Origin of the sequence: Halorubrum sp. FL23 (genome assembly GCF_052439115.2) — an archaeon.
Lineage (GTDB): Archaea > Halobacteriota > Halobacteria > Halobacteriales > Haloferacaceae > Halorubrum > Halorubrum persicum.
The window spans coordinates 235,158-253,586 of sequence record NZ_JBQVRO020000002.1 but is presented as its reverse complement, the minus strand read 5'-3'; the positions used below and the strand labels follow the sequence as shown (position 1 = coordinate 253,586).

Sequence of the window (18,429 nt, the reverse complement as noted above, 5' to 3'; positions counted from 1 at the left end):
GCCGACTCAGACCCCTTCGAACGAGGGGAGATGCCACGTCGAGACCCCGTTACCGTCGCACACGATGTCGACGTTCGGTCCCCGGTCCGCGCTCGGGAGCCCGACCTCGATCCGCCCCTGGCCGGTCACCCCGTCGTCTTCCATGCGAGCGGTGACGCGGTAGCTCCCGCGCACGTCCGTGATCGATCGCACCTCGACGGCCGTCTCCGGGGCGACCCCGACCTCGAGGTCGGCGACCGGCTCGCCGGTCTCCGCCCCGCCGTCGTTCGTCTTCCGCCGCGTCACCGTCAGTGCGAGTTCGCGCGTCTCCTCCGTGACGTTGAGGAGCCGGACGCCGAGCGGGGGTGAGGCGCGCTCGTCGGCGGACACGTCCCCGCCGTCGTCTCGAGCGTCGGTCTCGAGCGCTCGCCGCCGCACGTCCAACCGAAGCGTTCGGTCCGGCGTCACGAGGTACGGAACCGGGTCGGCGTACAGCTCGCCCACGGAGCGGGCGCCGGCGTCGCTCTCGTAATACACCGAGCCGGCGTGTTGCGCGGTCGCGTAGTGGTCGTCACCGGAGGCGTGATCGAAGACCGCGGTGGCCTCGACGGCCACCTCGACCGCCCCCTCCGCGGCGTGACGGTTGTGCACGCGGACCTCCTCGTAGGTAGCGACGTACTCCGAGACCGGTTCGGGCGCGAGTTCGTCGGGGCGGTCCGGCGGGTCGCGCTCCGCGACGCCGCCGCCGTTTCCGGCGTCGACGAGGTCGGCACAGCCCGCGAGCCCGCCGCAGGCCCCCAGGCCGACCGCTCGGAGGAGGAACGCGCGCCTGTCCATACAGAGGCCTCTGACCGGATCACCCAAAAGGTCAACGAAAGAACAAACCCGCGTTTGTGCGTCGGGATCGCGCGCCGCCGGGCTCGCCCGTCCGCTCTCCTACACGTCGAGGACGTGGTGAGTCACCGCGTCGGGAGCAGCGCCCCCGTCGCGATCGGCGGTGTCGAGGATCGCGACCCTGAAGGCGTCGTCCGCGCCGTCGACGGGGATGGGGAGGCCCCCGGGGTTCACTCGCACCGTGCCGCCGCGCTCCTCGACGCCGTGGGCGTGGGTGTGGCCGTGGAACACGTAGTCGTAGTCGCCGCAGTCGACGAGGGCGTCGACGACGACCGCGCTCGTCCCGTGGACGACGGCGACATCGACGGCGCCGTCACCGTCGTCGGCGCCGCCGAAGGAGAGCGTCCCCGCCTCACCGAGGTACGTGCCGAAGGAGTCGACGGTCGACTCGACCGCCCACTCCCCGTCGTTGTTGCCCCGGACGGCGTAGAAGTCGAAGCCGGCGTCCGGGCCGTTCCCGACGTCGAACGGCGTCACCGAGAAGGGCGCGACGAAGTCGCCGCAGTGGACGACGGCGTCGACGCCCTCGCGTTCGAACAGCGCTACGGCCGCCTCGACGGCGGCGAGGTCGTCGTGGGTGTCGGAGACGATGCCGATCCGCATCTCACCTCGACGGTCGCGCCGGGCGGGGATAAAAGCCGCCGTCGATCAGGATCGTTCGTTCATAAACCGGCGCCGGCGAACGGGACTGAGCGCGTATAAACCGTTCGACCGGCAATCGCGTTCTCACGGTCTGTAGATCCTGATTCTAGTTTATACGTGTCTCCCATTCATGTTCGGACATGACGAGAGACGATGACGACGCCGGTCGGCGCATGGCTTCCAGACGCGGATTCATCTCGGCGACCGCGGCGCTCGGGACGGTCGGCCTCGCGGGGTGTGGCGCCCCGAGAGCGGACGCCGGAGAGGGGGCGGAAAACGCCGTCAGCAGCGAGGCGGCCCAAGAGCAGGTATCGGCGTGGTCCGGCAGCGACTCGACGGCCGTCGAGACGGACCACCCGTACACCTCCCCGCGAACGACGATCGATCTGGACGAGCGGGACGGCGCCCTCACCGTGTCCACGACCCCGTGTCGCCACCGGCTGCTCGGCGAGGAGACGAAGGGCGGCCCGTGGGAGCTCCCCGAGGTCTGGGCGTGGCAGACCCCGGACACGGACCCGAGCGTCCCCGGCCCGCTGCTCCGCGTCACCGAGGGGACCGAACTGGAGATCACGTACGACAACTCGGAGCACAACCGCCCGCACACCTTCCACGTCCACGGGCTCAGCAAGGACTGGATGGACGACGGCGTCCCGACGACGACGGGACAGCAGGTCGCGCCGGGCGAGGAGTACACCTACGAGATCGACGCGAACCAGCCGGGCACCCACCTCTACCACTGTCACTACCAGACCCAGAACCACCTCGATATGGGGATGTACGGGATCCTCCGCGTCGATCCGGAGGGGTACGAGCCCGCGGACAAGGAGGTTTTCCGCACGATCAAAGACTGGGACAGCCGGCTCTCGGCGTCGACCGCCGGCGGCGACGTGGAGTTCAGCCATCGTGACCGGACCCCCGACGTGTTCACGGTCGACGGGCGGTGCGCCCCGTACACGTTCCACCCGGAGGAGGGCTCTCCCCTGATCGTCGAGGAGGGCGATCAGGTCCGGATCCACTTCGTCAACGCCGGCTACGAGTCGCACGCGATGCACACCCACAACCACGGCTTCACCGTGGTCGAGAAGGACGGCGGCGTCATCCCCGAGGCCGCCAGACACCGCGAGGACGTGATCCCCATCGCGCCCGCCGAACGCAAGACGATCGAGTTCACCGCCAGCGCCGATCCGGGCGTCTACGCGCTCCACTGCCACAAGGTGAACCACGCGATGAACGGCGAGACCTACCCCGGCGGCATGATCGGCGGGATGGTGTACGAGAGCGTGATGGACACCGAGCAGTTCGCCTCCGTGATGGATATGGCGGGCTACGAGGCCTAGTTCGGCCCGACTCGCCGGGCGGCCTCGGGGACGCCGATTCCCCCACCCGCGCGGACGAACGGCGGACTAACAGCAGAACATAAACGGGTACACCAGCGCGACCCGGTCGCCGTCCTCCAGTTCGGTGTCGAACCCCCTCTCGTTCTCGTTGAAGTGACCGTTCACGAGGATCCGGGCGTACGCGATCGTCTGCTCGCCGACCGGGTTCTTCGTCCAGGTCCCCGGCAGCTCCTCGGGCGTCGGCGCCCACCCGCTGTGGGTGGCTTCGGCCTCGCTCTCCGCGATCAGCATCTCCTGTAGCTCCGGATACTCCGCGAACAGCTCGTCGAGGAACTCTCGGAGGGTGTCCCCCTCGAAGCTGTACTCGAACTCGTACTTCCCGAGCTCCGTGCGGACGTGCCCGGTGCACCGCACGGTAACCGTGGTCTCGGCGGTCGACTCCGCGGCGCTCTCCGTCTCCGGCGCCGCCGCCTCGCTGGTCGCTGGCATACGCGGCGATACGGGGCGTTCTCCGGTAAGCCACCGCACGAACATGTTCGCGTCGTCGGGCCGCGGGGCGGGTTCCGTTCGTCGCGTCCGCGACGAGGGGTGCTGTCAGTCGCTGGGAACGGCGTCCGAACATGTTGCCACTAAACTGATAGTCCGTGTGGAAGTAACGCCCACCCGATGGAACTCACACGCGAGACGATCGCGAAGGTCATCGTCGCGGCGTTCCTGTTGAACTTGACCGTCATGGGCGCCGGGGCGTGGTTCGCGTACCAGGAGGCGCCGCCAATCCCCGACGAGGTCGTCGGGCCCGACGGCGAGACGATCGCCACCGCGGAGACGGTGCAGGACGGGAAGGCGGCGTTCCAGCAGTACGGGCTGATGAACCACGGGTCGATCCTCGGTAACGGCGCGTACTACGGCGAGGACTACACCGCCGAGACGCTGGAGTTGAAGACCGAGCACATGCGCGACTACTACGCGCAGGAGGCGTACGGCTCCGGCTACGACACCCTCAGCTCCGCCGAGCGCGCGGCGGTCGACCAGACCGTTCGCGACGACCTCGACAGCGCGCACGACGGGAGCGACACCGTCCGGTACTCCGCCGCGGAGGGGTACGCCCACGAGCAGGTGCGCGAGACGTACGTCGAGCGCTACCACGAGGGGGACCACGACCGCGGCGTCCCGGTCGGGATGATCGACTCGACCGAGGAGGCCGAAGAGTTCGCCGACTTCGCGCTGTGGACCGCGTGGTTCTCCCACACCGACCGCCCCGACGGCGACAACTCCTACACGAACGAGTGGCCCTACTCGCCGGGCGCCGGCAACGACGCGACCGGCGCCGCGATGACGTGGAGCGTGATCGCGATGGTGCTGCTCGTCGGCGCCGCGGGCGCGGCGATCCTCCTCTACAAGTCGGTGAAGCTCCCCGAGCCGTCGGCCGAGGGGATCGCCGTGCCGGAGCCGGGCGACGTGAGCGTCTTCCCGAGCCAGCGCGCGGCGCTCCGTTTCGTTCCGATCGCCGCCGGGCTGTTCTTAGCGCAGGTGTTGCTCGGGGGGTTACTGGCGCACTTCTACATCGAGCGAGCCGGCTTCTTCGGGATCGAGGAGCTGTTCGGCGTCCACGTCCTGCAGCTGCTCCCGTTCTCGATCGCGAAGACGTGGCACATCGATCTGGGAATCCTCTGGATCGCGTCGACGTGGCTCGGCGCCGGGCTGTTCCTCCCGCCCCTCCTCACGGGTCACGAGCCGAAGCGTCAGTCGACGTACGTCAACGTCCTGCTCGGCGCGCTCGTGACCGTCGTCGTCGGCGGGATGGGCGGCATCTGGCTCGGCGCGAACGGCTACTTCGACGGCCAGCTGTGGTGGCTCCTCGGCAACGAGGGGCTGGAGTACCTCGAGGTCGGGAAGGTGTGGCAGGGCGGCCTGCTCGTCGGCTTCGTCCTCTGGGCGGTCCTCGCGATCCGGGGGCTCAAGCCGCTGCTCGACCGCGAGCCGGTGTACGGGCTCGCGCACATGATCCTCTACGCCGGCGGCTCGATCACCCTGCTGTTCGTCGCCGGCTTCATGTTCACGCCGTCGACGAACATGGCCGTCACCGAGTTCTGGCGGTGGTGGGTCGTCCACATGTGGGTCGAGGGCGCCTTCGAGTTCTTCATCGTCGCGATCATCGGGCTCACCTTGGTGTCGATGAACCTCCTCACGCGGCGCAGCGCCGAGAAGGCGGTCATGCTGCAGGCCCTGCTCGTGATGGGCACCGGCGTCATCGGCGTCTCGCACCACTACTGGTGGATCGGGATGCCCGACTACTGGGTGCCGATCGGGAGCGTCTTCTCGACGCTGGAGCTGCTCCCGCTGATCTTCATCCTGTACGAGGCGATCGGGCAGTACCGGGCGATGACCGAGTCCGGCGGGTTCCCCTACAAGCTCCCCTTCATGTTCATCGTCGCCAGCGGCGTGTGGAACTTCGTCGGCGCGGGGGTGCTCGGCTTCTTCATCAACCTCCCGCTGATCAACTACTACGAGCACGGCACCTACCTCACCGTCGGCCACGCCCACGCCGCGATGTTCGGCGCGTTCGGGTTCCTCGCGCTGGGAATGGTGGCGTACATGCTCCAGCTGTCGATCGACCCCGAGCGCTGGGACGGCTCGTGGCTCCGGGCGTCGTTCTGGCTGTGGAACGTCGGGCTCGCGCTGATGGTGTTCGTCTCGGTCCTCCCCGTCGGCTTCCTCCAGCTGGAGGTCGCGTTCACGGAGAGCTACGCCGCGGCGCGCAGCCTCGCGTTCTACGAGGGGTCGCTCGTCCAGACGCTGTTCTGGGCGCGGCTCCCGGGGGACACGATGCTCATCCTCGGGACCGTGATCTACTTCGCGGACCTGATCCGCAAGCGGTTCGTCCTGCGCAGTTCCGCCGCGGACCCGAGCGTCGACGACATGGCCGTCGCGGAGGGGATCATCGACGACGACTGAGCGGAGCTCCCCGCACTCCGGCGCTCACTCGTCGAACCGATCGCCGCGGCTCGACCAGCGCTCGGCGTCGCTCGCCAGGTCGCGCACCTCGCGTTTGATCCCCGCGTAGTTGTCGACGATGTCGCCGGTCGTGACGATGCCGACCGGCGTCAGCCCGTCGACGACGACGAGCTTTTTGATCCCTTCCGTGCGCATGCGGTCGGTCGCGGTCCGGAGGGGTTTCCTCGGCTGAATCGTCTCGAGCGGGCTGCTCATCGTCTTTCGAAGCGGTATCTCCGAGAACGGGTCGTCGGTGGCGTACCCCGCGTGGAGCACGTCGGCCTCGGTGACGATCCCGGCGGGGCTCCCCTCGTTCGTGACGACCACACTGCCGACGCGGTTCCGGAGCATCCGTTCGACCGCCACCCTGACCGGCGCGCGGGCGTCACAGGTGACGAGGTCGGTCGTCATCACGTCCTCGACGAGCATGCGCCCCCGTACGCGAGGGGCCTACTTGACGACGCGGGGTGACGGCGAGCGCCGCGGCGGCTCGCCGATCACTCCGCGCGCCACTCCCCGCCCAGCTCGTCGCGCTCCATCGATTCCGCGTCGCCGTCGCGGAAGACGCTCACCCGCCCCGTCTCCTCGCTCAGCGTCACGGTCGCGACGACCTCCGGGCGGACCGAGGTCTCGATCGCGCTCATGTGGCGCGACCCCATCCACGGCTCGTAGCTCACGTCGTCGACCAGCTCCGTCTCGTCGCTTCTGGTGCCCAGATCGCGGAATCGGACCATCTGCGCCTCGATCTCGCCGTCGACCGCGACGACGATCCCGCCGTCCTGCTGGCGGCTCACCGACTCGGCCGCCTCGACGAACCGGTCCTCCGCGAGCGCGGACGGACAGCTCTCTCGAGGCCACCGGTTTTCGCCCATCGGGTCGGCGTAGTCGCCGTAGTCCCGGTCGGCGACGACCGCGAAGTAGAGCCCCGGCCCCTTCACGTGCGGCTCGTCCCACCCGTCGAACGAGATGCTGACGTGCTCGGCACAGTAGGTCAGCCGGTCGAGGATCTCCCGGACCCGCTCGTGGGTGCCGTACTCGATCGCGAGCCCGCTCATTCGGTCCCCTCCGGTCGGTGGTCTGCGGCGTGAACGCTCATACCTCCGTGAACGATCGGGGCGTATATAAGGTGTCCCGAGTCGGGCCGCGGCGGGCTCGTCCGGCGGTGGTGTCGTCGCGTCACCGCCACTGCGTGAACAGGGTCGCGTCGAACCGGTCGGCGCGGACGAGGCCGAGCCCGAACGCGACCGCGACGGCGGCGGGGAGCAGGTTCCCGTACCAGAGGTTGATCCCGCCCCAGAGGATCACGAAGCTCACCATATCGTCGAGCATGAACTCGCAGTCGCGCAGTCGGCCGCCGAGCCCCTCGATCGCGAACGCGCGGTCGAGCGTGACCACCGCGACGGTCGCCGACAACACCCATCCGGCGTAGTTCGAGAGGGGGACGCCGAAGAAGGCGCCGCCGCCGAAGCTCCAGAAGCCGAGCGCGACCGCGCCGGGGTCGAGCACCACGTCCATCGCCACCACCGCGGCGATCACGGTCGCGAGCCGCAGCCACCCGTTCGACGCCCGCGAGCCGAGAAGCAGGAGGCAGAGCAGGTACGCGTTCACCACGAGCGGGATGAAGAAGACCGGGAGCGCCAGCGGCACCCCGCCGAGCATCGGCCCGAGGCTCACGATGTACTCGAACGAGCCGTACGGCCACCCGGTCGCGACGCCGAGCAGTTCGATCGCGTAGGTGTACGCGATGAGGACGCCGATCCACCCGACTGCGCGGCGGTCGATCGCGGGCAACACCCCGACGACGAGCGGCGAGCGCATCACCAGCACGCCGAACAGCACGAACCACGGGTTGAACGCGAGCGGCTCGGGCACCCACCCCTCCGCGCTGCCGACGAGCGCGATCGCCCCGACGAGGGGGAACAGCACGGCGATGGTGAACCGGTTCTCGCGGACGATCCGGTCGAGCAGGCGCTCGGCCTCGCCGCGGCTGTCGGGGAGCCGGGCGCGGAGCGCGGCGAGCCCTCCGGACGCCGAGGCGGAGCCGGTGTGGTCGCTCACGCGACCGCCTCCGTGACCGGGTAGACGCGCCAGAGTCCACCCATCGCCAGCAGGGTGCCGACGGCGGTGTTCAGCGCCGGGAACCACCAGTACGCGCGGTCGACCGCGATCGACGACAGGGCGACCCACGCCGCGAAGGCCGGGTAGACGGCGAGCAGCGCGCCGAGTCTGGGATCGAGCGCGGCGAACGCGACGGCGGCGGCGACCCAGCAGGCGGCGCAGTAGACGTACGTCCGCCCCTCGCCGAGCAGCGTCGCCGTCGTCCGGATCCCCGCGGCGCGGTCGGGCCCGATGTCGGGGATCGCGGAGAAGGTGTGCATCCCCATCGCCCAGAGCCACGCGCCCGCGAGCGCCGCGGTCGGCGGATGCGTCCCGGTCACGGCGGCGTACGCCGCCGCGCCCGGCAGCACGTACAGCCCGTTCGACGCGGAGTCGAGGAACGGCGTCGTCTTGAACCGCAGCGGCGGCGCGCTGTAGCCGGCGCCGAGCAGCAGGAAGCCGGCGAGGTACGGCCACGCGACCCGCGGCGTGATGGCGAACGCGGCCAGCCCGAGCGCGCCGGCGGCGACCACCGCGACCGCGACGAGGCGGTCCCCCTGCCAGCGCGCCTCGCGCCCCTCCTTCTTCGGGTTCTCCTCGTCGATGTCGGCGTCGAAGGCGTCGTTGACGCCGTAGAGGAAGACGTTCGCCGGCACGAGGAAGTACGCCGCGAGGCCGACCGTGACGGGCGTGAACAGTTCACTCACGTCGGCGATCCCGTAGGTGACGCCGACGGCGACGGGACCGGCGAGGTACAGCCAGAACCGCGGGCGCGACAGCACCAGCAGGTACCGGAGGAGGTCTCCGATCGAGCGTCGGCCGGGGTCGGTCGCGGTGTCGCTCACGGCTCCGATCACGCGGTCTTCGACAGCTCCTCTGCGGTCAGCTGTCCGCTGATCAGACACATCGGGACGCCGATACCGGGGGTCGTCGTCGACCCCGTGAAGTAGAGCCCGTCGACGGCGTCCGACCGGTGCGACGGCCGGAGCAGCGAGGTCTGGCGCAGGGTGTGCGCCAGCCCGAGCGCGCTCCCCTGATAGCTGTTGTACCGGTCGGCGAAGTCGTCGACGCAGAACGTCTCCTCGAAGACGATCCGGTCACGCAGTTCGGTGCCGGTGTTCTCGGCGATGTCGTCCAACACGAGATCGCGGTACTCCTCGCGGAGTTCGGGGGTGTCTTCGAGGCCGGGCGCGATGGGAACCAAGGCGAACAGGTTGCTGTGTCCCTCGGGCGCGACCGTGTCGTCGGTCTCGGAGGGGACACAGAGGTAGTAGGCCGGGTCCTCCGGCCACGCGGGGTCGTCGAAGATCTGCTCGAAGTGGCGGTCCCACCCCGTCGGCAACACCAGGGTGTGGTGTTCGAGGTTCGGCACGTCGCCCTCGACGCCGAGGTACAGCAGGAACGCCGAGGGCGCGTACGTCCGGGACTCCCAGTACTCGTCGCTGTACTGGCGCTTGTGTTTCGGGAGCAGCTCCTGTTCGGTGTGGGCGTAGTCGGCGTCGGAGACGACCAGGTCAGAGAGGTAGCGCTCGCCGTTCGCGGTGTCGAGCGCGAACCCGCCGCGGCGCCCCTCGATGGCCGTCACCTCGGCGTCGGTGACGTACTCCACGCCGAGCTCGTCGCCGAGTTCGACGATCCCGTCGACGACGGCGCCGATCCCGCCTTCGGGGTAGTAGACGCCCATGTTGTAGTCGACGTGGCTCATCAGGTTGTACAGCGCGGGGGTGTTGGTCGGCGACCCGCCGAGGAAGACGAGCGTGTACTGCATCAGCTGCTGGAGCTTCGGGTGATCGAAGTACTGCTCGACGTGCCCCTGCATCTTGCCGAGAAGCGAGAGCCCCCACGAGTACCGGAGCACGTCTTTGTCGACGTAGTCGCGGAGCCGCGGGCGGTCCTCGTACACGAAGTGTTCCATCCCGATCTCGTAGGTGCGCTCGGACTCCGTCAGGTACTCGTCGAACGCCTCGCCCGCGCCGGGCTCGTACTCCTCGAAGAGGGCCTTGTTCGCCTCGCGGTCCGGGAGCACGTCGACCCTGTCGCCGTCCTTCCAGAACACCCGGTAGTGGGGGTCGAGCCGCTCCAGCTCGTAGAAGTCCGACGGTTCCCGGCCGAAGTGGCCGAAGAAGCGCTCGAACACGTCCGGCATGAGGTACCACGACGGTCCCATGTCGAACCGGAAGCCGTCGGCCTCCAGCCGGCTCGCGCGCCCGCCGAGCTGCTCGTTTTTCTCCAACAGAGTCACGTCCGCGCCGGCGTCCGCGAGGTAACACGCGGTCGAGAGGCCACCGAATCCGCCGCCGATCACCGCGACGGATTCGCCGGCCACGGCATCGATGTCCGGGGCCACGTCCATGTCTGATCCTACGGCGGGAGCGGTATAAATACCGGCCAGACGGTCGGGGACACGAGCCGGGCGACGGCGGCGGGAATCGTGGCGACCACGAGAGAAACCGCCGGCAGTGGGTACGCATAAGTCGGCGACGGCCGTACCGATCCGCACATGGATCCCACGGTCGCGATCACCGGCGCAACGAGCGGGATCGGTAGGGCGGTCGCCGAGGCGTTCGTCGACGAGGGGGCGTTCGTCGCCGTCTCCGGACGCGACGGCGACGCGGTCGGCCGCACGGTCGCGGCGCTGAACGAGGGCGGGGGCGACGGCGACGACCCCGCCGGCGTCGCGTGGGGCGCCCGCGTCGACGTGCGCGACGAGTTCGACTTGGAGCGGTTCTTCGAGGGCGTCGCCCGGGAGGCCGGGCCGGTCGACGTGGTGTTCGCGAACGCGGCCGTCTTCCACGGCGGTCCGGGCGAGCGCTCGATCGACGAGACGAGCTACACCGACTACGACGACACCATGCGGACCAACGCCCGCGGCGTCTTCGCGACGGTTTCGGAGGCCGTTCCGCACCTCGCCGAGGACGCGCGAGTCGTCGTCCCCTCCGGCGGCGTCGCACGGGAGTCCCGTCCGGGAATGGGTGCGTACGCCGTCTCGAAGGCGGCGGCCGAGGCGGTCGCGCGGGGGTTCGCGGCCGACCTCTCGGCCACCGTCGGCGTCGTCGATCCCGGGCTCGTCGCGACCGACCTGACGGGCAAAGAGCGCGCCCGAGATCCCGAGAGCGTCGCGCCGCTGTTCGTCTGGGCCGCCACCGAGGCGCCCGCCGAGGACCTGAACGGCGAGCGGCTCGGCCTCCGCGAGTGGAAGGCGGCGACGCGGTAGGGCCCGCAACGCGCCCGACCGGTCCCGGCTGTCTCAGACCCGTTCGACCCGGGAGGCGACGTCGAGCGCGGGCCGCTCCGACGCCACCGCGGCGACCGCGTCCATGAACGCCGTCCGGTAGCTCGCCGGTCCCGCGGGATCGGCCTCCGCGGCGCGCTCCCCGGCGAGCCCGTACGCGGCGCACGCGGCGAGCGCGGCCTCGGTCGTCGACGCCGGCGCTCCCTCCCGCTCGCCGACGACCGCCGAGAGCGTTCCGAGCGTGCTCGCGAGCATACAGCCCGACCCGACGAACGACCCCATGCGCTCGTGGCCGACCGAGAGCGCGTACGCGCCCTCGCCGTCGGCGACGACGTCCGTCGGGCCGGAGGCGACGACGACCGCCCCCGTCTCCGCCGCGAGCGCCCGCGCCGCGTCCGGAACGCCCGCGTCGCTCTCGCCCACGGACTCGACCCCGCGAACGGTCGCCTCCTCGCCGGCGAGCCCGCGGACCTCCCCGGCGTTCCCCTTGATCACGTCGAACGCCACCGCGTCCAGCAGCCGCCCGACCGACTCGACGCGGTGGGGCGTGGCGCCGTAGCCGACCGGATCGAGCACGACCGGGACGCCCGCCTCGTTGGCGCGCCGGCCCGCGTCGACCATGGCGTCGATATCGGTCGTCGACGCCGTCCCCGTGTTTATCACGACCGCGTCCGCGCCGGCGGCCATGTCGCCCGCCTCCGCCGGGGCGTCGGCCATCACCGGGAGCCCGCCCCAGTGGAGCGTGACGTTCGCGGTCTCGCTCGTCGTCACGTCGTTCGTCAGGTGGTGGACCAGCGGCGCGGCGGACTCGACCGCCGACAGGGCCGCCGCGACGAGCGCGTCGTCGACGGGCTCATCGCGCATCGTCGACCACCTCCCGGATCGCCGCGGCCGCGGCACGCGGATCGTCGGCGGCCGTGACCGCCGAGACCACCGCCACCCCGGCCGCGCCCGCCTCAGCGACCGGAGCCGCGTTGGTGGCGTCGATACCCCCGATCCCGACCACGGGGAGGTCGACGGCGTCGGCGATCGCGCCGACGCGCTCGGGGCCGACGCCGTTCGTCTCCGCCGGCACGTCCTTCGTGTCGGTCGCGTACACCGCGCCCACCCCGAGATAGTCCGCGCCGGCGTCTGCGGCCGCCCGCGCCTCCGGAACCGTCGACGCCGACACGCCCACGATCGCCTCGTCGCCGAGGCGTTCGCGGGCGACGCCGACCGGCAGGTCCGACTGCCCGAGGTGGACGCCGTCGGCGCCGAGCGCGGCGGCCAGATCGACGCGGTCGTTGACGATGAGGGGGACGCCGGCGTCGGCGGTGAGATCGCGGAGCCGGCGACCGAGCTCGTACCGCTCCCGCGCCGGTCGGCCCTTCTCGCGGAGCTGGACGGCGTCGACGCCGCCCGCAAGCGCGGCCTCGGCGATCGCCGCGGTCTCGCGGCCCGCCGACCGACTCTCCTGTGTCACGAGATACGTTCGCCATTCGGTATTCATTAGTTGTATCTATCGGTGGTCACAGTGAAAAACTACCGCTTTCGCGTCGGCGCCGCCGGAGCGCCGGCGTGGAACAGACCCAAGCCGTCGGGGGGCGTACCGAAGCCGATGCGATCACGACTCCGGGCCGCGGCCGTCCGACTCCGAGGCGCGCTCTCTCGGCTCGGTTCGGCGACCGCGAGCGCGCTCGACCGAGCCGGCGTCATCGACCGAGCGCGGCTCGGCGAGACCCTCGATCTGGCGTGGCCGCGGATCGTCACCGGGTTCGCGATCATGTCGAAGAACACCGTGGACCTGGCGGTCGTCGGGATCGCGCTCGGAGCGCCGTCGGTCGCCGGGCTGGCGTTCGCGTTCGCCTACTGGCAGCTCGCGAAGTTCGTCTCGATCGGCCTCGCCGGCGGGACGGTGTCGCTCGTGTCGCAGAACTACGGGGGCGGCGAGAGCGACCGCGCCGCGCTCGTCGTCAAGGCGTCGCTGCTCGTGGCGCTGGCGCTCGTCGCACCGATCGCGGTCGGCTACGTCGCGTTCGCCGAGCCCCTGATCGCGCTCGTCGGCGGCGAGGGAACCGCCCTTCGTGCCGGAGCGACCTACCTCGTCGTCACCGCGCCGGCGCTCGCCTTCGAGTTCTTCAACATGATCGCGAGCCGCACCTACGCCGGCGTCGGGGACACCTTCACCCCGATGGTGGTCCGGGCCGGCGGCGCGCTCCTGAACGTCGTCCTCACGGTCTGGCTCGTCCTCGGCGTCGGCCTCGGCGTGCTCGGCGCGGGGCTCGGAACCGCCAGCTCCATCGCCGCCGTCGGCATCGCGCTCTCGTGGGGGATGACCGGGCGGTCGTACTTCGGGCGCGGCGCCTCGCCGGTCCCGATCGGGCGCGACGGCCCGTGGATCGACGCCGACCTCGTCCGGCAGCTCCTCCGCGTCTCCGCGCCCCTGATCGGGCGTCGGGTCGCCGAGGGAATCGCCGTCTTCCCCCTCCTGTGGATCGCCTCCTCGTTCGGCTCCGCGACCGTCGCCGCCCTCGAAGTGGGCCGGCGCGTCCGGGCGCTGTTGGGGAGCTTCAGCTGGGGGTTCTCCATCGCCGCGAGCACGCTCGTCGGGCAGCGGCTCGGCGCCGGCGAGGAAGCGCTCGCGACCGAGTACGGCCGCGACGTGATCCGCCTGTCGGCGCTCGTCTACGTCCTCGCCTCGGCCGCCGTGCTCCTCGCCGCCGCTCCGATCGCGGGCGTCTTCGTCGACGACCCGGACGCCGTGGCGGCCACCGCGGCGTTCGTCGTCGTCGCCGCGGTTTCGGCGATCCCGTTCGGCGTCGACGGCTCGGTGACCGGGTCGCTGCGCGGCGCCGGCGACACCCGATGGCCGTTCCTCGCCTCGATGGTCGGGCTCTACGTCGTCGCGCTCCCCGCCGCGCTGCTCGGGCTCGTCACGCCGTTCGGCGTCGGCGGGCTGTACGCGGCGGTGATCGCCGAGAAGCTGGTGCCGGCGGGGCTGAACCTCGCGCGGTTCCGATCGGATCGGTGGCAGGCGGTCAGTCGGCAGTACCGCCCTGATCCGGTGGACGACGACGCGTCAGCGAAGTAGCGGAGGCTGGCCGTCTCCGTGTCGGCGGTGGCGTCACCCGACAGTCGCGAGAAAAGCGCGGTCGCGGCGGCTACTCGCCGTCTGCGACCGATTCGACGACCTCGACGCTCCCGGTGAGCTGCCGGTGGACGTACGGCATGTCGATGCCGGCGTCGTCGAACGCCTCCTTCACGTCCGTGACGTACTCGGAGCGCACGCGGACGAAGTCCCCGCGGTCGGGCTCGTCGATCCACCAGCGCGACTGCAGCCCGACGGCGGAGTCACCCAGCTCGACCACCCGCACCGAGGGCGCCGGGTCGGCGAGGATCCCCTCGTGCGCCTCGGCCTTCTCGACGATGATGTCGGTGGCCTCGGCGATGTCGTCCTCGTAGCCGATCCCGAACACGAACTTCTGGCGCAGCGTCTCGTAGGCGACCGGGTTCGTGACGGCGTTGTTCGCGAGGTCGCCGTTCGGCACCGTGACCCGCTCGTTGTCGAAGGTCCGAACCCGCGAGACGCGCAGATCGATGTCCTCGACGCGCCCCGCGTTCCCGTCCCACTCGATCCAGTCGCCGACCTCGAACGGCTTGTCCTTCAGGATGAACACTCCGGCGACGAAGTTCCCGAGGAGGTCCTGTGCCGCGAACCCGACCGCGAGCGCGATGGCGCCGCCGAAGACGGCGAACGCCGAGAGGAACGCGCCGTAGCCCGCGATCGTGAACCCGATCGCCACTGCGGCGACCCAGACGACCGCGTTCGCCACGCTCGACGTGAGGCTTCGGACGGCCTCCTCCAACCCTCGGGACGCGAGCGCTCGGTCCACGCCGGGGACGAAGATCGCTTTCCCGATCACGAGGGTCGCGACGAACCCGACGACGAACAGCAACGCGGTGAACAGGAACCCCGTGGCCGCCGCCGCCAGCCCCGTCAGTCCGAACTGTAGTGGTAGCATCAACCCCCCTTTCGGAGAGGTATTTAAAGAAGCTACTGGCAGCGCAGTTGTTTATCCGGGGTCAGTCGCTGCTCCGACGCCGCGGTCGATCGCCGTGAGACACCGGGGTCAGTCGCCGCGTGCCGGTCGGGGGTCGAGCGGGCCGTCCCCGTGTGCGACGCCCCGGAGCCGCCGCCCGTGCGGGTCGTTCGCGTGTATTCGGTCGCGGACCGTCGGGGGAATCCACGCGTCGCGGTCGGGCGGTGAGGCCGCCGGCTCCGAGTCCGCGGGTCTGAGGCCGTCGGGGAGGTATCGCGCGTAGGTCGGGAGCCGCTCTCGCAGCGGCATCCCGCCCGCGTCGGCGACCGCGCGGAGGCCGTCGAGGTCGGGCCACGCGTAGTCGGGGTTGACGTAGTCGTCGGTGACCGGGGAGACGCCGCCGAGGTCGTCGATTCCGCAGTCGACGAGGTCGGCCGCGGGCGAGAGGTTCGGGGGGACCTGCACCGACACTTCCGACGGGAGCGCGGCCCGCGCCATCGCGACGACCCGGCGCATCGTTTCCAGGTCGGGCTTCGCGAAGTCCGACCGCTCGTTCGGGACGACGTTCTGGACGATCACCTCCTGGACGTGGCCGTGTCGCTCGTGAAGCTCGCGGATCGCCAGCAGGCTCTCCGCGCGGTCGCGCCAGCCCTCGCCGATGCCGACGAGGATGCCCGTGGTGAACGGGACGCCCTGCCGGCCCGCCGCGCGGATCGTGTTGAGCCGCTGGCCGGGGGTCTTTCGGCGGCCGCCGCTGTGGGCGTCGACGTCGGCGGTGGTCTCCAGCATGACGCCCATCGAGGCGTTCACCTCGCGGAGCTCCGCGAACGCCGCCTCCGTGAGATCGCCGGGGTTCGAGTGGGGGAGGAGCCCTTCCTCCAGGGCGATCTCGCAGGCGCGGTAGAGGTACTCCAGGATCGAGTCGTACCCCCACTCGTCGAGCTGGTCGTGGACCGCGGTGTATCGGTCGTCGGGCTCGTCGCCGAAGGTGAACAGCGCCTCCGTGCAGCCGGCGTCGGCCCCGACGCGACAGCGCCGCCGGACCTCCTCGGGCGACAGCAGCGACGCCTCGCCGGGCACGTCGTAGTAGGTGCAGTAGGTGCAGGTGTACCGGCAGGCGGTCGTCAGCGGGACGAAAACGTTCCGGGCGAACGTGAGCCGGTCGGCGGACTCGACGTCGTCGGGCCCGACCGAGAGCAGCCGCTCGACGCGTCCGGCGTCGGGCTCGATCTCGATCCCGTACTCCGCGGCGGCCGCGAACACGTCCCTCCCTCCGCGGTCCGGAGTCAAAAAGGATCGCGGTCGCGGATCCGAGCGCGTCGCCGGGACCGACCTGTCGCTCGACGCCGACCTCACTCCCGCTCGACGCCGACCCGCCCGTCCGTCGTGTCGAGCGCGAAGCCGGCCTCCCGGAGCCACCGCGCCGCTCTCGGCCCCTCGCCGTCGGCGTCCGCGTCGGCGTGGATCAGCAGCTCCGCGAGGTCGGCCGGCTCGTCCGCGTCGGTCGCGAGCCGGTGGGAGTCGACGACGCGCACGCTCGCACCGACCTCGTCGGCGATCCGGCGGTGGTCGAGATAGGACGCCCCGTGGTAATCGACCCGGAACGCCGGGTGGCCGACGACGAGGGCGTTCGTGCCGCCGCCGCGCCCGGGGGCGATCGCCACGTCGGCCTCGCGCCCGGTCGCGAACAGCCGTCGCAGGGCGTCCGGCGTGGCGAGCGCGAGGTCGGCCATGACGACCGCCACGCGCCCGTTCGCTTCGCGCTCGAGTCGCGCATCTAGCGCCGCGTTGACGGCGTCGGTCAGGGGGCGCTCGTCGACCGTCACCGGACAGGGGAGGTCGGCGTCGACCGGGCCGGTCGCCAACACCCGCGGTTCGCCGCCGGCCGCCGCGACGGCGTCGAGCACGTCTCGGAGCGTCGCGAGCGCGAAGGCGGCGCGCTCGTCGGGCGTGAGGACGGCCGAGAGTCGCGATTTGGGGTGGTCGGTCGAAAACGGGACGAGGACCTCCATCGGGAGGGGCGTCTCAGAACAGCGATTCGAGCTCGTCGCTGTCGTCGCTGACGAGGTCGTCGAGGTTCTCGTCGCTCTCCTCGCGGATCTCGTCTAAGTTGTCCTGCGCCTCGATGGCGACCTGCTGCAGCTCCTTGATCCGCGGGACGTTCGTGACGCCCGCGAGCAGGATGACGGTCGCGACGAAGCCGGCGCCGCGGTACGGGTAGTCCCCGCCCCGGACCTCCATCGAGCCGGTCTGCTCTTCGAGCCACTTCCGCCCGCGCTCGATACCCTTCCGGTTGAGGTACTCCGGCGGCCCCGCCAGCACGAGGAGGGCGCGCTCCGCGCCCTCGATCTCACAGGGGAGCGTGAGCCGGCCCAGCGCGGCCTTCCGGACGAGGCTGGTGATCCGGTTCGTGGTGTGTGCGCTGTCGAGCTCGTCCTCGCCGCTGTCGTCGCGGAGCCGCGAGAGCAGCCCGCCCGAAGAGCGCTCCTCGACCTCCTCCTCGGCGTAGCCGACCGTGGAGACGCCGCCGCCCGAGAGCGTGTTGATGATCTCGGAGGAGTCGACGACGCTCTCCGCGACCTCTTGGCCCTGCTGGATCTCGCCGGCGCCGAAGAGGATGCCGAACCGCCGGACGATCTCCTCGTTGATCTCCTCGTAGCCGCCCTGCACGGACTCGCCCGTCTTCCGCCAGGCGTCGTTGTCGAACACCATCAGGTTGTCCACCTCGCGGACGAACGTCTGGAACGAGCGGGCCGCGTTCAGGGTGTAGATACCGCCCTCGTCGCTGCCCGGCAGGATGCCGAGCCCGTAGACGGGTTCGGTGTAGATCCGTTTGAGGTGTTTCGCGAGCACCGGCGCGCCGCCGGAGCCGGTCCCGCCGCCGAGCCCGGCGACGACGAGGAACGCGTCGACCTCGTGGACCGGGATCGAGTCGATGGCTCCCTGGACCTCGTCGATGTCCTCCTCGGCGATCTCAGCGCCGAGCTCGTTGTCGGCGCCGACGCCGTGGCCCTTCACCCGCGACTGGCCGATGAGTACGCGCTGGTCCTCGGCGATGTGCTCGAGGCCCATGAGGTCGGCTTTGGCCGTGTTGACGGCCGCGGCCGCCCGGACGATCTCCGAGCCCGTCCGCTTGTCGTACTCCAGGAATTTGTCGACAACTTTCCCCCCCGCCTGTCCGAATCCGATCATTGCAAGTTTCATCGTGTGCTCCCTCCGCGTTTGGAATGAACAG

The 18,429-nt window shown here is 70.7% G+C and carries 18 protein-coding genes; 4 read left to right on the top strand and 14 right to left on the bottom strand.

Going from position 1 to position 18,429, the window contains the following annotated elements; translation table 11 throughout:
* Nucleotides 1-6: 6 nt before the first annotated feature.
* Together ACT4MF_RS03445 and ACT4MF_RS03440 are read right to left on the bottom strand one after the other, a co-directional pair.
* Nucleotides 7-816: a hypothetical protein gene (locus ACT4MF_RS03445; protein WP_099255522.1), complete on the bottom strand. Its 810-nt coding sequence runs from the start codon at nucleotides 814-816 to the stop codon at nucleotides 7-9.
* A 99-nt stretch (nucleotides 817-915) separates the two neighbouring features.
* On the bottom strand, nucleotides 916-1,476 hold the full coding sequence (locus tag ACT4MF_RS03440; RefSeq protein ID WP_444681741.1) for a YfcE family phosphodiesterase: 561 nt from the start codon (nucleotides 1,474-1,476) through the stop codon (nucleotides 916-918).
* Between the two features lie 179 nt (nucleotides 1,477-1,655).
* Here ACT4MF_RS03440 and ACT4MF_RS03435 point away from each other — a divergent pair, with 179 nt between their 5' ends.
* Complete coding sequence (locus tag ACT4MF_RS03435) at nucleotides 1,656-2,852, top strand: multicopper oxidase domain-containing protein (RefSeq protein WP_444681740.1); 1,197 nt, start codon at nucleotides 1,656-1,658, stop codon at nucleotides 2,850-2,852.
* Nucleotides 2,853-2,918: 66 nt separating this feature from the next.
* Here the strand turns inward: ACT4MF_RS03435 and ACT4MF_RS03430 are convergent, their stop codons facing one another.
* Nucleotides 2,919-3,341 carry a MoaD/ThiS family protein gene (locus ACT4MF_RS03430; protein ID WP_444681739.1) on the bottom strand — a complete coding sequence of 141 codons (423 nt, stop codon included), beginning with the start codon at nucleotides 3,339-3,341 and terminating at the stop codon, nucleotides 2,919-2,921.
* A gap of 177 nt (nucleotides 3,342-3,518) precedes the next feature.
* On the opposite strand from ACT4MF_RS03430, the gene ACT4MF_RS03425 reads away from it, so the two are divergent.
* Nucleotides 3,519-5,807 carry a nitric-oxide reductase large subunit gene (locus ACT4MF_RS03425; RefSeq protein ID WP_444681738.1) on the top strand — a complete coding sequence of 763 codons (2,289 nt, stop codon included), beginning with the start codon at nucleotides 3,519-3,521 and terminating at the stop codon, nucleotides 5,805-5,807.
* A 24-nt stretch (nucleotides 5,808-5,831) separates the two neighbouring features.
* On the opposite strand, the gene ACT4MF_RS03420 is transcribed toward ACT4MF_RS03425, so the two are convergent.
* From ACT4MF_RS03420 to crtID, 5 genes are all read right to left on the bottom strand, one after another.
* Complete coding sequence (locus tag ACT4MF_RS03420) at nucleotides 5,832-6,275, bottom strand: CBS domain-containing protein (protein ID WP_444681737.1); 444 nt, start codon at nucleotides 6,273-6,275, stop codon at nucleotides 5,832-5,834.
* A 68-nt stretch (nucleotides 6,276-6,343) separates the two neighbouring features.
* Nucleotides 6,344-6,901 (bottom strand): diadenylate cyclase, encoded by a 558-nt coding sequence (locus tag ACT4MF_RS03415; RefSeq protein ID WP_099255516.1) that lies wholly within the window; start codon nucleotides 6,899-6,901, stop codon nucleotides 6,344-6,346.
* A gap of 121 nt (nucleotides 6,902-7,022) precedes the next feature.
* Entirely contained in the window at nucleotides 7,023-7,904 is an 882-nt protein-coding gene (gene cruF / locus ACT4MF_RS03410; RefSeq protein WP_444681736.1) for a bisanhydrobacterioruberin hydratase, read from the bottom strand.
* Nucleotides 7,901-8,800, bottom strand: coding sequence for a prenyltransferase (locus ACT4MF_RS03405; protein ID WP_099255514.1), 900 nt, complete (start codon nucleotides 8,798-8,800; stop codon nucleotides 7,901-7,903). Before ACT4MF_RS03405 ends, cruF begins: the two co-directional genes overlap by 4 nt.
* Entirely contained in the window at nucleotides 8,797-10,296 is a 1,500-nt protein-coding gene (gene crtID, locus ACT4MF_RS03400) for a bifunctional phytoene desaturase/3,4-desaturase (protein WP_444681735.1), read from the bottom strand. Before crtID ends, ACT4MF_RS03405 begins: the two co-directional genes overlap by 4 nt.
* A 147-nt stretch (nucleotides 10,297-10,443) precedes the next feature.
* On the opposite strand from crtID, the gene ACT4MF_RS03395 reads away from it, so the two are divergent.
* On the top strand, nucleotides 10,444-11,157 hold the full coding sequence (locus ACT4MF_RS03395) for an SDR family oxidoreductase (RefSeq protein ID WP_444681734.1): 714 nt from the start codon (nucleotides 10,444-10,446) through the stop codon (nucleotides 11,155-11,157).
* A gap of 33 nt (nucleotides 11,158-11,190) precedes the next feature.
* Here the strand turns inward: ACT4MF_RS03395 and thiM are convergent, their stop codons facing one another.
* Entirely contained in the window at nucleotides 11,191-12,039 is an 849-nt protein-coding gene (gene thiM, locus ACT4MF_RS03390) for a hydroxyethylthiazole kinase (protein ID WP_444681733.1), read from the bottom strand.
* A complete protein-coding gene (gene thiE / locus ACT4MF_RS03385) occupies nucleotides 12,029-12,664 on the bottom strand; it encodes a thiamine phosphate synthase (protein WP_099255510.1) in 636 nt (211 codons plus the stop codon). The genes thiM and thiE overlap by 11 nt, the downstream gene beginning before the upstream one ends.
* Nucleotides 12,665-12,772: 108 nt before the next feature.
* Here thiE and ACT4MF_RS03380 point away from each other — a divergent pair, with 108 nt between their 5' ends.
* Nucleotides 12,773-14,245: an MATE family efflux transporter gene (locus tag ACT4MF_RS03380; RefSeq protein ID WP_444681732.1), complete on the top strand. Its 1,473-nt coding sequence runs from the start codon at nucleotides 12,773-12,775 to the stop codon at nucleotides 14,243-14,245.
* A 70-nt stretch (nucleotides 14,246-14,315) separates the two neighbouring features.
* Here ACT4MF_RS03380 and ACT4MF_RS03375 read toward each other — a convergent pair whose 3' ends face one another.
* From ACT4MF_RS03375 to ACT4MF_RS03360, 4 genes are all read right to left on the bottom strand, one after another.
* The gene (locus tag ACT4MF_RS03375; RefSeq protein ID WP_099255509.1) at nucleotides 14,316-15,176 is read right to left on the bottom strand and encodes a mechanosensitive ion channel family protein; all 861 of its coding nucleotides are present in this window, start codon (nucleotides 15,174-15,176) and stop codon (nucleotides 14,316-14,318) included.
* Nucleotides 15,177-15,284: 108 nt separating this feature from the next.
* On the bottom strand, nucleotides 15,285-16,457 hold the full coding sequence (gene cofG / locus ACT4MF_RS03370; protein ID WP_444681731.1) for a 7,8-didemethyl-8-hydroxy-5-deazariboflavin synthase subunit CofG: 1,173 nt from the start codon (nucleotides 16,455-16,457) through the stop codon (nucleotides 15,285-15,287).
* Between the two features lie 89 nt (nucleotides 16,458-16,546).
* The gene (gene cofC, locus ACT4MF_RS03365; protein ID WP_444681730.1) at nucleotides 16,547-17,206 is read right to left on the bottom strand and encodes a 2-phospho-L-lactate guanylyltransferase; all 660 of its coding nucleotides are present in this window, start codon (nucleotides 17,204-17,206) and stop codon (nucleotides 16,547-16,549) included.
* A 13-nt stretch (nucleotides 17,207-17,219) separates the two neighbouring features.
* Nucleotides 17,220-18,398 (bottom strand): tubulin/FtsZ family protein, encoded by a 1,179-nt coding sequence (locus ACT4MF_RS03360; protein ID WP_180271787.1) that lies wholly within the window; start codon nucleotides 18,396-18,398, stop codon nucleotides 17,220-17,222.
* Between the last annotated feature and the right edge of the window lie 31 nt (nucleotides 18,399-18,429).